At 41.1% G+C, this 13,156-nt stretch carries 6 protein-coding genes; 3 read left to right on the plus strand and 3 right to left on the minus strand.

Annotated elements, in window-relative coordinates:
• The first annotated feature begins 43 nt into the window (after positions 1 to 43).
• Positions 44 to 6,055 carry an nSTAND1 domain-containing NTPase gene (locus tag V7K89_RS15225; protein ID WP_335188419.1) on the plus strand — a complete coding sequence of 2,004 codons (6,012 nt, stop codon included), beginning with the start codon at positions 44 to 46 and terminating at the stop codon, positions 6,053 to 6,055.
• 635 nt (positions 6,056 to 6,690) lie between these two features.
• On the opposite strand, the gene V7K89_RS15230 is transcribed toward V7K89_RS15225, so the two are convergent.
• The 3 genes from V7K89_RS15230 to V7K89_RS15240 form a co-directional block, all read right to left on the minus strand.
• On the minus strand, positions 6,691 to 7,326 hold the full coding sequence (locus tag V7K89_RS15230) for an acetoacetate decarboxylase family protein (protein WP_335188421.1): 636 nt from the start codon (positions 7,324 to 7,326) through the stop codon (positions 6,691 to 6,693).
• Between the two features lie 135 nt (positions 7,327 to 7,461).
• A complete protein-coding gene (dnaK, locus tag V7K89_RS15235) occupies positions 7,462 to 9,390 on the minus strand; it encodes a molecular chaperone DnaK (protein ID WP_335188423.1) in 1,929 nt (642 codons plus the stop codon).
• Positions 9,391 to 9,952: 562 nt separating this feature from the next.
• On the minus strand, positions 9,953 to 10,774 hold the full coding sequence (locus V7K89_RS15240; RefSeq protein ID WP_335188425.1) for an SDR family oxidoreductase: 822 nt from the start codon (positions 10,772 to 10,774) through the stop codon (positions 9,953 to 9,955).
• Positions 10,775 to 11,049: 275 nt separating this feature from the next.
• On the opposite strand from V7K89_RS15240, the gene V7K89_RS15245 reads away from it, so the two are divergent.
• Both V7K89_RS15245 and V7K89_RS15250 read left to right on the plus strand, forming a co-directional pair.
• Positions 11,050 to 11,262, plus strand: coding sequence for a hypothetical protein (locus V7K89_RS15245; RefSeq protein ID WP_335188427.1), 213 nt, complete (start codon positions 11,050 to 11,052; stop codon positions 11,260 to 11,262).
• 197 nt (positions 11,263 to 11,459) lie between these two features.
• Positions 11,460 to 13,019: a sensor histidine kinase gene (locus V7K89_RS15250; RefSeq protein WP_335188429.1), complete on the plus strand. Its 1,560-nt coding sequence runs from the start codon at positions 11,460 to 11,462 to the stop codon at positions 13,017 to 13,019.
• Positions 13,020 to 13,156: the final 137 nt, after the last annotated feature.

Consider the following 13,156-nt stretch of genomic DNA (forward strand, 5'->3'; position numbering starts at 1 on the left):
TCCTCCTGCTCCCACTCTCCCCATCTATAAGCAAGGTCTAGTCATGAGCGATCCACAGCCACTCGCAATTAACAACGAAAATTCTTTACAAGAATTAGCATGGGCGATCGCTACTTCTCAAGAAGAATTTTCCTTGATTTTGGCACTCTGTAATGGAGCTAGTTTGCGAAGGCGTTTGGTGCAAAGTCTGCAAGCGTCGAGCGATTTGAAAATTTGGGAGATAGTTTTAGATAAGTCGATTAAGACATTTTTCCAGACTATCCAAAATTTACTCGGTTCTGAGCATCCTCAGGCGCTGGTAGTATCTGGTTTAGAATCGGTCAGCAAGCTAGAACAAGTGCTGAGTGGTGCTAATCAAGTCAGGGAGGAGTTTAGAAAAAACTTTCACTTCCCATTAGTGTTGTGGGTAACGGATGACGTGCTACACAAACTCATGCGATTAGCACCAGATTTACATAGCTGGAGTACTATCGTTGAATTTGCGATCGCCACTGATGATTTAATTGATTTTATCCAGCAAACTGCTGATGAGGTCTTTGAAAAAGTTTTAACGGCTGGTGCAGGCAGATATCTCGATAGTACGGCGCTGAATTTACAAGTTGGCTCTCCACGCCGAGTTGAGTTGGAGTCAGCATGGCATGATTTACAAAATCGTCGTTTGAGTTTAAATCCAGAACTGGAAGCGAGTTTAGAATTTATGCTAGGTCGGGCGAATTCTAGTTCACTGGAATTGTCAAGGCAATATTACGAGCGTAGTTTAGCACTTTTTGTCAACGATTCTCCATCACCCCGCTTCCTAGAACGACGCGCCTGTTTACTTTACTCTTTAGGACTTTGGTGGCGTACCTATGCTGTGTTACATCATCCCGAACGCGATCGTGCTATTGGTTTAGCTAAAAATTATTTTCAGGAATGTATTCAGGTATTTGAGCAAGCTAATCGCCAAGATTTGGTAGCAAAATTTATCAACGCTTTAGGTTCTGTACTGCAAGATTTGCAACAGTGGGAAGAGTTGGAGACTGTTGCTAACAAAGCAATTGCGTTGCATCAAACCTATCCTAATCAGTTTAAACTAGCCAGAGCTTATAGCTTTCTGGCTGAGGTGCTAATTGCTAAATTCGCTTGGAATGAGGCAAAGCAAACAGCCGAACAAGCGCTTTCTCTGCTGGATAGCGTGCAAATAGATATATCTGCACCAGTCTCAGAAGAGTTGAAAGCAGATTTAGATTGGGAAAGGTCATATCATCAGGGTTGGTATTTATTTGCGTTAGCGCGATCGCAATCTGCACTCAATCAACCAGAAGCAGCACTGCAAACTTTAGAAACTGCCAAAGCAGAAACCAAAGCTCAATACGATCCAGAACTTTACATTCAGATTTTGGCAGAGTTACGAGCAAACTACTTTAAAAAAGGTGAATATGGAACTGCATTTCATCTTAAACAAGAACAGCGATCGCTTGAACAGCAATATGGTTTCCGTGCTTTCATTGGTGCAGGTAGGTTACAAGCACAACAAACAGTAAATAACCCTGCTTTAGCATCCGTTGAAGAACAAGAAACAGTGGCCACAGAAATCGCTGCTTCTGGAAGACAGCAAGATATTAATCGCCTGATTGAGCGCATGGGTCAACATGACCGCAAACTAACAATTATTCATGGGCAATCAGGTGTTGGTAAAAGTTCAATTTTACAGGCTGGATTAATCCCTGCATTGAAACAGAGATCCATTGGGGTTCGTGATGTTTTGCCTGTTTTACAGCAAGTTTATCCTGATTGGATTATAGAATTAGGCAACCGTTTACGAGATGCTATTTCTGATTTACCGCGCATTCCTTATGAAGGCAGAAGCTATGAATACTCTCCTCCCTTAAGAGAAGACACAGCAGGGGAAAAGTCTATTCTCAACCAATTAGAAAAGCATGATGATTATAACCTGCTGACAGTTTTAATCTTCGATCAGTTTGAAGAATTTTTCTTCATTTATAATGATTCAAGCAATAGACGGAAATTTTACGAATTTTTACATGACTGTCTAGATATACCTTATATAAAGGTTATCTTGTCTTTGCGCGAAGATTATCTGCATTATTTATTAGAATGCAATAATCGGCTGGCAAACTTTGATGTTATTAGTAATAATATTTTAGATAAAGATATTCTTTATCATTTGGATAACTTTTCATTAGAAGATGCTAAATTAATTATTCAAAACTTAACTCAAAAAAGCCAGTCAGTTTTAGAAGCACCATTAATTGATGAATTGGTGAAGGATTTAGCTAGAGACTTAGGCGAAGTACGCCCCATTGAATTGCAAGTAGTAGGAGCGCAATTACAAACAGAAAAAATAACAAAGCTAGAACAGTATCAGCAACATGGCCCTAAAGAAAACTTTGTTGGGCGATTTTTAGAAGAAATCGTCCAAGACTGCGGTTCTGATAATGAACAAATAGCCAAACTAGTTTTATATTTACTCACAGATGAAAAGAATACCCGCCCTTTAAAAACTCGTGCTGATTTGGAATTAGAGTTAGATGTAAAAACAGAAAAACTCGACTTAGTTTTAGAAATATTAGTGAAATCGGGGTTAGTGCTAAGGGTGCCAGCATCACCTGCTGACCGCTATCAACTAGTACATGATTATTTAGTGCCATTTGTGCGCCAGCAACAATCAGCTAGATTAATTGCTGAGTTGGAAAAAGAGAGAGAACAACGAAAGCTAACAGAAGAAAAGCTGAATGAAGTTCTGAAGCAGCAACTACGAGAAACACGTCGCGGATTGCTTTGGAAAGTATCACTAGGAACGATAACTGGAGCATTAACAATATTCTTACCTGTGGTGTTGATAAGTCAGAACAATATCCAACTCTTATCTACAAGTACAGAAGCGAAAGGGCTACTAAAATCGAATCAAGATTTAGAGGCACTGGTCAAAAGTATAAAAGCAGGTAAACGACTGCAACAGTGGTGGTCAGTTGGAGTAAAACCTGAAACTGAAATGCAAGTAAAGACTGCATTACAAGATGCAGTTTATACTATAAAAGAGCGTAACAGCTTAGAAGGACATAGTGATACTGTCACGAGTGTTAGTTTTAGCCCTGACGGTAAGATGATAGCCTCTGGTAGTGCAGATGGCATGGTGATAATTTGGAATCATGATGGTAGAAAAATCAAAGATTTTAAAGCCCATGAAAAGAAAATTACTAGGCTTTGCTTCAGTCCCAACAGTCAAAATATACTTACTGCGAGTGAAGATAAAACTTTTAAACTGTGGAGTATAGAAAATAAAGAAATTACCACCTTCAAAGGACATGAAGACGATATTACTAGTTTTAGCTTTAGCCCCGATGGTCAGAAAGTGATTTCTGGAAGTAAGGACAAAACTTTAAGACTTTGGAATTTGGATGGCCAAGAAACCAAAATTTTCAGAGGACATAAGCAGAGCATTAACAGTGTCAGCTTCAGCCCTGATGGCAAGATAATTGCTTCTGCTAGCGAGGAAGATAAGATGATCAAATTATGGAGTATGGATGGTAAAGCATTCAAAACATTGAATCGTGCAGGTGATAGAGTGAATTTTAGCCCTGATGGTCAAACTATTGTTATACAAAATAGCGGTGATATTATACTAAGGCGTCTTGACGGCTTTTTTCTTAAGTCGTTTGTTTTTCCCTTTCCTGTTAGTAGCGAAAGTCTAGTTTTTAGTCGTGATGGTCAGACTATTTACAGGACTGACTTATCCGGAGAAACTATAAGCGCATCAATTTTAAAAATTGATACTAAAAACATAGTTAACTTTTATTTCACAGGACATAGAAATACAGTCACTAGTGTTAGCTTCAGCCCTGATGGTAAGATGCTCGCTTCTGGAAGCGAAAACAAAATTGTAAAACTCTGGAGTTTGGAAAGCAGAAATTTTCAAACTTTTAATATAACTGATTCGCGTGAAGTGAAAAAAGTGAATAAAGTCGGTTTCAGTCCCAATGGTCAGATAGTTGCCTCTATTAATAATAAAGAAGTAAAACTGTGGCAACGTGATGGCATTCTAAAAACAACCTTGCCAGAAAGTAATTCACAAATAATTTTTAGTACCGATACCCATAAATTAGTTTCTGCCAGTCAGGTTAACACATTGCAACTTTGGCAGCAGAATGGTACTTTTATCAAAAGTTCCCAAGGTCAATTTATTTATGGCAGTTTCAGCCCTGATAACCGAACAATTGCTCTAGTAAGAAATGATAATACTGTAGAACTATCCTCAACTGATGGCAAGCTAATTAAAATTCTTCAAGGTCACAAAGATAAAGTATACCAGATTGGCTTCAGTCCAAATGGAGAAACTCTTGCCACAGCTAGTAAAGATAAAACTATAAAACTCTGGCGACGGGATGGAACACTTGTTACCAGCCTTAATGGTGATATCCAAAATATCGGTTTCAGTCGTAATAGCAAAACGTTGGCCATTTTGGACAGCGATAACACTGTAAAATTTTTGACGAGAGACGGTAAATTAATTAAAAGCCTGAAATCTGATCAAAAAATGTCAGTAAATTTTAGCTCTGATGGTGAGATAATAGCTATTAATAATCTAGCGCAAAATGAGATTGAAAAGACACCAGAATTATGGCGCATGAATGGAACTTTTCTGGCAAAGCTTCAGAATAAGGACAAAAGCCTCTATATTGGAGCCTCAGATTTTACGCCTGATAGTCAAATAATTATTGGTTCCAATGATAATAATAAAATATATTTTTGGAAGCGTGATGGATCTCTTCTCTCAACTTTTGAAAAAAATGTAAGGATTTTTAGTCCTGATTACCAAACTTTGGTTACTGTTGAAGACAAGGACAAGGTAAAGCTTTGGAAGCGTGATGGCATACCAATTAGAACTATTCAAGTAAAAAGTCAAAAGACAAATTTAAGCGATAGTTATTCATCAGATTTCAAGTTCAGCCCAGACGGTCAAATTTTAGTGATCCCAACAAATTTTGGAAGTGTAGAACTGTGGCGGATTGACGGTACTTTCCTCAAAAGTTTCGATTGTCTTTCAGATAAAAATATTGAGCAGTTTGGTGATGATAATTTCTGCAACGACCAACTGCCACTGAGTTTTAGTTCAAATAGTCAAACCCTAGCTATCCGCACTAATAAGAATGAAGTGCAATTCTGGGGAATTAATGGCAATGCTAAGACAAAAATAAAACTGTTAAAGACTATTAAGGGAAAAAGTAATCGGGTTGAAAGCATAGAGCCTATCCCTAATAGCAATAAAATAGCAATTTTTGGGAGTGATGACGTAGTAAAACTCTGGCAGTTTCCTGAACAATCAGGCAAGGAAGCTCAACTATTAAAGACTTTACTAGGGCATAAAAATTGGATAAATAGTTTGAGTATCAGCCCCAAGAGTGGGATGATTGCTTCAGCAAGTGACGACAACACAGTAAAACTTTGGCGGGGTGATGGTACTCTTGTCTACACTTTCACTGGACATAAAAACAAGGTCAACAGTGTCAGTTTTAGCCCAGATGGTAAGCTAATTGCCTCAGCAAGTGATGACAAAACCGTTAAAGTCTGGCAACCAGATGGCAAAGTAATTAAATCTTTTGAAGAGCATGGTAACAAGGTAACAAGTGTGAGTTTCAGCCCCGATGGCAAAACTATTGCCTCTGCCAGTCAAGACAACACCATAAAACTTTGGAGTCTAGATAACAAGAATAGTAAAAGTTCAGCCACTTTAAATGGTGATGAGCCTGTTAGCAAAGTCAGTTTCAGCCCAGATGGTAAGATAATTGCCTCGGCTGGTGTAACAAAAGTTAAACTCTGGAGTATTAATGGTACTTTACTAACAACTTATGAGCGCTTTGGTCGCAGTGATGTCAGTTTTAGCCCAGATGGTAAGAGTATTGCATCTAGTGATTATGATGGTGTTTTGGTTTGGGATTTTGACTTAAATCAACTTCTCAAGCGCGGTTGTGATGAGGCGCATGATTATCTGAAGAATAACCCAAAAGCAGAGAGCGATCGCTATCTCTGTGACGATATCTACAAAAAAAAGTGAAAGCTCAAGGTGTTTGATTTTGAGTAAAATCAAACACCTTTAAAAGACTGTTATTGATAACCTGATTGAAATATCGAGTATTATCTGTTTATGGAGTGCGATCGCTATTCAGGGCGTTGGAGATGGGTTTTTGTACTTCACTCAACCGCTCGGCAAAAAAAACCTACTGTTGGTTAACAGTAGGGCAAGTTTATTAATTGTGTCGTTTTCTCAAGCCTGCTAATTACAGCAGATTTAAAGGAAAGTGAAGTACACAAGCTAAGTCTCAATGCTAGGCATGAAGCCTGTTTTGCTTCTGAATTCTGCTATAAATAAATATTTCAATTGAAAAAATTACTAAATATTACATACAGTTAATAATTGCGAGATAGACCATTTAATCTATCCCTCATACTTTCAAGTAGCCAGATTCTGTTGAATTTTTAGGTATATATAAAACTACAAAAGTAAAGTACAACATTCCAGATTATGCACCCAATATATTAAAAGTAACTTGACGTCAGACATTGCCTTGCTATTGTTCTCAATCTGGAAATGCCTAGTACAGCTTGGCGTAAATCCAGCTAACATCTCAATTAACCAGACAACTTGCTCAAACAACTGGTTAAAGATAAGCAAACTTATGCCATAACGTACTAGATACCCATCTGACCTACCACTTTTGGCGCATCAACCCGCAAACTCATCTGCTCACAACGCACAGTTAACCAAGGCTGACCTAAACCTATTCCAGAAAAAGGACTTTCGGCGGGGATTTCTAACTTAGAACCAATCAAACCCAACACAGACTCAAATTTAGCAGGGAATATCAGTAAATCAGTACCCTTAGCGCTGAAAGTAGAGGCACTTAATCGCTGTCTCCATGCCAAGCTTTGTTGATTATACTTAAGACTACACAACTTCCGGTTTTCCTGATGCACAGTAACATACTTTCCTTGTTCCCAGGTAAACTTAGCTAATTTTTTTGGTAGTCCCCAAATTTCTCGACCACCAGCCACTGAATCAGCATTATCTACATAAATGTGAGAAATCCAAGCGCCGATTTTCCTCTGGTAATTAATCAAAGCTGGGACAATAATTAACTCACTATACTCCAGTACTGAGCCTGACCCATAATTAGAGAGATACACGCTACCGAGGGTTTTACCAGGCCATACAGAAACAATTTCTAACTCTAAGGGAATCAAAGGGCGCACTTGGTCAATATTTAGCAAATGCAGAGTTTGGATAGCATAACCTTGGAGTGTCCAAGGTGCTTGTGGATATGGCATAAGGGATTAACCGGACTTTATATAAATCTTAATTCCTAACTCCTAACTCATTAAAAAAAATCCCCACTCAGGCATTTGTCTGAGTGGGTAATTACAAGGTGGGACAAGATAATCTTCCTAAAAGAAGTAAGGGAATTATTTGCTCTCTGTAAAATCAGCGTCAATCACATCGTCGCCGTTACTAGAACTAGAGGAACTGCTACTATCTTGAGGTTCACCACCAGATGTAGCACCCGCACCGGCACCGGAACTGGTACTAGCACCAGCTTGTTGATAGATGTTGCTACCAACAGCGAATAACGCTTGTTGTAATTCTGGGGTGAGCTTCTTGATTTGCTCATCGTCTTCTTTAGCAACTGCTTCCCGCAGTTCTTTTACCAAACCTTCGACTTTAGTCTTGTCAGCATCGGGAACTTTATCGCCCAATTCTTGTAACTGCTTTTCAGCTTGGTATGCCAAAGAATCAGCTTGGTTCTTGCGTTCAATCTTCTCACGTCGCTCTTTGTCAGATGAAGCATTCTGTTCAGCTTCTCTTACCATCCGGTCAACGTCATTTTTATCCAAAGTAGAAGCACCAGTTATGCTAATGGACTGTTCTTTACCAGTGCCTTTGTCCTTAGCAGTGACATTCAGGATGCCGTTAGCGTCAATGTCGAACACTACTTCAATTTGAGGGACGCCACGTGGTGCAGGAGGAATACCATCGAGGCGGAAGGTTCCCAAGCTCTTGTTATCGTTAGAAAATTCGCGTTCACCTTGAAGGACGTGAATTTCTACGTTGGTTTGTCCATCCACAGCAGTGGAGAAGACTTCCGATTTTTTGGTGGGAATTGTGGTGTTGCGGGGGATAATTTTAGTCATTACGCCGCCCAATGTCTCCACACCCAAAGATAGAGGTGTCACGTCTAACAGCAAGATGCCAGTTACATCACCAGCCAGTACCCCAGCTTGAATAGCTGCACCAATTGCTACGACTTCATCAGGGTTAACGCTTTGATTGGGGTCTTTACCCAATACCTGCTTCACAATCTGTTGGACTGCGGGAATCCGCGTAGAACCACCAACTAATACCACTTCATCAATATCGCCTTTGTTTAACTTAGCATCCCGAAGGGCGTTTTCTACAGGAACACGGCAACGGTCGATTAAGTCAGAGCAAAGTTCTTCAAACTGGGCGCGAGTCAAGGTTGTATCCAGGTGCTTGGGCCCATCCTGGGTTGCAGTGATAAATGGTAGGTTGATTTCTGCTTGGCTGACGCTAGAAAGCTCAATTTTGGCTTTTTCTGCGGCTTCAGTCAGACGTTGTAAAGCTTGCTTGTCTTTCCGTAGGTCAATACCTTCAGCTTTCTTGAATTTCTCAGCTAAGAAGTCAACTATTTTTTTATCGAAGTCATCACCACCAAGGTGGGTATCACCAGATGTGGCTAGTACTTCAAAAACTCCATCTCCTACTTCCAGCACGGATACGTCGAAGGTACCACCACCAAGGTCAAATACGAGGATGGTTTCGTTACTCTTCTTGTCAAATCCATAAGCCAGAGAAGCAGCTGTCGGCTCGTTGATAATCCGCAGAACTTCAATCCCGGCAATTTTACCAGCGTCTTTTGTCGCTTGCCGTTGCGAGTCGTTGAAGTATGCAGGAACAGTAATTACAGCTTGGGTTACAGTTTCACCCAAATATTTGCTGGCGTCTTCAACTAGTTTGCGAAGAACTTTTGCAGAAATTTCTTCAGGAGCAAACGGTTTACCAGCTATCGGACAATCTAATTTGACATTGCCATTGCTGCTGAGAACTTTGTAAGAAACTTCCGTAGCTTCGTTACCCACTTCATCGTAGCGGCGACCGATAAAGCGTTTGACTGAGTAAAACGTATTTTCGGGGTTCATCACCGCCTGGCGTTTGGCGATTTGACCAACCAAGTTGTCGCCATTTTTCGCAAATGCAACTACTGATGGCGTTGTCCGAAAACCTTCAGCATTAGCAATTACTGTGGGTTTACCACCTTCCATCACTGCCACGCAGGAGTTCGTTGTTCCTAAGTCAATTCCAACTACTTTTGCCATTTTAGATGTTGGCTCCGTATAACTACAAATGAATGAATGAGAATATAAAGCACTAAATTTTGAACCAACAGGGTCAAGAAATCAGCCAGTTCAGCATGAATACCTTTAGTTTGGCTTTCCTGGAGTTTTAACTCCAGATTATGCTGATATATATACTGAAGCTTAGTGGTAGCCAGTCCATGAAGGGTGGTTTCCCGAACCTTACTTGGGACGGTTAGACTAACTAAATTGTGTTTTTAGTTGGTTCATGGATTAATTTGTCTTCACTCTGTCTAATGTAGAAGAATTAATACTTTCAGTAATTAGGGTGAACCGTAAAGTCTGAGTGGTGTTTGCCGTCTTTAGAGGCAATAAACTACAGAAGAGTACTAGGGATTGGGGATGGGGCATGGGGGAGCCACTGCGGTGAGGCAGCCCCCGCCGTCTTGGCGATTCCCGTCGATAGCGCAGTGTTAGCGAGTCCTCGAGCGTCTGGGGGACTGCCGAACCCAAAGGGTCTTGGGGTCTCCCCAAGTGGAGCAAGTGGCATCATTGGATATAAATATGACTCAGTACTTAGAAGTTACTTAATCCCAGAAAAAAGAGTTTCCCAGTCAATTACAGGTGGTCTTTGTCCTTGGTTAACTATTTCAAAAATTTTCCTAGAGCTACTTGGCTGAAAAAGGCATTCTACACAAGCGTTTGCGACATCAATCCGGCTGGCGTCACCCGAAAGTGTATCCCTAGTGCCTATGATCACACCGTATTTACCCCCAGTTTTTGCCTTAAGGAGGGTGTTGAGGTCGTATGAGGTATAGGGGCCGTCAATGAGGCGTCCTGGGCGGAGAATGGTGTAGGGTAATCCTGAATTAATAATGGACTCTTCGCCTTTTTGTTTGGCATCCAACACGCCAAAACCATTAAGAATACTAAAAGGAAACTGATTTTTGCGGAGAATTCCACAAGAAGAGACGAAAACGAATCGCTTCAAATTCTGGGGTGCTGCTGCTACTAGATTGCTGACACCTAGAGCATCAATCTTTGCTGGACTATTCTTTGCTTTTGCTTCACTAGATTTGGGATTAAGAAAAATAATTCCCCATTCAATCAAGTTCGGAGATTGGTCAAACTCCCATCGCGCAGAGGGAAAGGCTGTAGTTCCAGTACAATTTATGATGTGGGTAACACCTGGCATTGCAGCTGGCAGTGTAGCTGGCTGGCGGATATCGCCAACGGCAATCTCCACTCTTTGGTTAAACATCTCTTCAGCTTTTGCGGCATTGCGTGTCAAGACACGAACTTTCAAGCCCTTCTCCAGCAACTTGCCTACCACCAGTTGCCCTACTCCACCAGTGGCACCAGCAACTAGTACCAAATCTTCAACCGAAGTTTCAAAAGAAGTCATAAAGTGCCTCTGAGATAGTCTATTGTTAATCTACTAAAAAAATGCGATGTCTACGACAAGCTACGCCTAACCACATCGCCAAAATAGACCGATATTAAAGATTTTGCTAATGGTTGTTGACTCTATAGCTTTCAGGCTAAGAAGTGGGAATTTTAGGAAAAGGGCAAATTCTCTAAAACTGAATTAGCACAGTGGTCAATCTTGCTCAATAAGAGGCCGAAGAAGTTGCTAGACTACTGGGATATTTCGTAAGTCATGAGCTTAAAAACCACAAAATGCGATCGCAAGATCAGATGCTAGCCCATCTGCAAGAGCATGTTCAATCGCTACACAAGCAACGTCAGCGCGATTTGGAGATTGTAGACCGGAATAAAATCATTATGGCAGATGTAGTTACGGAAGATATGGGTACGCGATTAGATCGCGATCGCAATAATGAAGTTGGTAAAACTATTCACGCAATTTGCAATCACTACGCCTATCAATAAAAGTCAGTGCCAATGTTTTCAGCCCCTAAGTGCGTAGGCGTAGCCCGTCGTAGACATCGCAGTTAGAGGGGAATTGCCCCTGAATTGTTCGGTTCTACCACTGTCACCAGTATACAAATAGCTATAACCTCTTAGATAGTAGTGAAATGTCTAACCTAAACGCTGTTAGTCGCTCTTGAATTAAGGGGTGAAAGCCTGTGTACCAATGGATATTGCCAAGCCTGAGCGAAATCTTGGCTGAAAATCAATCAAGTGTGGCAGAATGTTCACCTGCTAAAGCAGAGCAGCAGTGGCGTGTCAGCCTCGCAGCGACAGAACATTTGCTATTAAATACTTTAGCAGACCCTTCAGTTGACACAACCCAAGGATTAGTTTTAGCTGCACCAGCACCCTTGTTTAGTCAACCAAAATTGACTCAAAGTTTACAAACAGTAACTTTTACAGCAAAACCATTTAACCCTTTGGCGCTGATGCCATTTCAGATGCCAGGTACGATATCTGCGGCAGACTATGCCAACGCATCTGTAAATGAAGACATTGCTCCCCATGATTCGGTACTTTCTTTACTACCTGCCGATCCTCTAGGCACAGAACAGTTTTGCTTAGTTTTTACAGATAAATTTAGATTAGTGCTGGTTTTAGCAACCCACAAAAACGGTAAAAAAACCTTTTCATTTTCTTTTGAGCCAGAGATAGTGCAGCAGGCTTGGCGATCGCTAGGGGCACGGGTAATGCTGGCTAATCCAGAAATTTTTGCCCGCTTGGACGCATTAGTAGAACAGTATTCTCCGGTAGCTCCTGACTACCGGATGATGATTCAGTTTAGCCAGTTGTTGCTTCAGGAATTAACAGAACCAGAAGAGACTAAAGACTCTTTACTAGGAACTGGGGAAGAAGCAGAGCAGGGGGGCAGAGGAGCAGGAGAGCAAGGGAGAAGAGTTTTCCCCAATGCCCAATATCCAATACCCAATACTTATCTACGAGACGCTACGCGAACGCTCAGTACAAGTCCCCAATCCCCAAATCCTGATGTAGAATTGCTCCAAGCCTTCGCTCACGAAGTCCGCACACCTTTAACAACTATTCGCACCATGACTCGTCTGCTGTTGAAGCGGCGAGATTTAGATGCTAGCGTGATCAATCGCTTAAAAATTATCGATCACGAGTGTACCGAGCAAATTGACCGCATGGAATTGCTGTTTAAGGCCGCAGAACTAGAAACTACTGCCTCAGCAAAATCGTCAAAAACTCAACTCACGCCGATGTCTTTAGATCAAGTGTTACAACAGAGCATTCCTCGTTGGGAACAAGCAGCGCATCGGCGGAACTTAACTTTAAATGTTGTTTTACCCCAGCAACTACCGACTGTGGTAAGCAATCCCACCATGCTGGATCAGATTCTTACTGGTTTGATGGAAAATTTTACTCGCAGCTTACCCGCTGGCAGCCATATTCAAGTACAAGTTATCCCCGCTGGTGATCAACTGAAGTTACAATTATCGCCGCAATTCCGGTGCAAAGATTCAAATAAAGCCACCATACCTGCAACGCCACCAATTCGCAAAGCTCTAGGTCAACTGCTGATGTTCCAACCAGAAACAGGTACGATTAGTCTGAATATCGCTGCAACCAAGCATTTGTTTCAGGCGATCGGTGGCAAACTGATTGTCCGCCAACGTCCACACTATGGGGAAGTTATGACAATTTTCCTGCCTTTAGAAGTTAGTAATAAACAGAAACCGGCAATCATAAATTAGAGAAAAGTAATGTAGAGACGTAGCACTGCTAGTCTCTACAAGTTTTCAGGTAACGCATAATTGATTTCACCAGATGTTTATTTTAAATGCACTTACCTGACTGGTTTTCACCTTAAGTTAATACCAATGCACAGATG

It is taken from the genome of Nostoc sp., assembly GCF_036917515.1.
GTDB lineage: Bacteria > Cyanobacteriota > Cyanobacteriia > Cyanobacteriales > Nostocaceae > Nostoc.

Coding starts and splice junctions, on each gene's coding strand:
- V7K89_RS15240 (WP_335188425.1), bottom strand. CDS start 10,774: ATGACTTCTTTTGAAACTTCGGTTGAAGATTTGGTACTAGTTGCTGGT.
- dnaK (WP_335188423.1), bottom strand. CDS start 9,390: ATGGCAAAAGTAGTTGGAATTGACTTAGGAACAACGAACTCCTGCGTG.
- V7K89_RS15225 (WP_335188419.1), top strand. CDS start 44: ATGAGCGATCCACAGCCACTCGCAATTAACAACGAAAATTCTTTACAA.
- V7K89_RS15245 (WP_335188427.1), top strand. CDS start 11,050: ATGCGATCGCAAGATCAGATGCTAGCCCATCTGCAAGAGCATGTTCAA.
- V7K89_RS15230 (WP_335188421.1), bottom strand. CDS start 7,326: ATGCCATATCCACAAGCACCTTGGACACTCCAAGGTTATGCTATCCAA.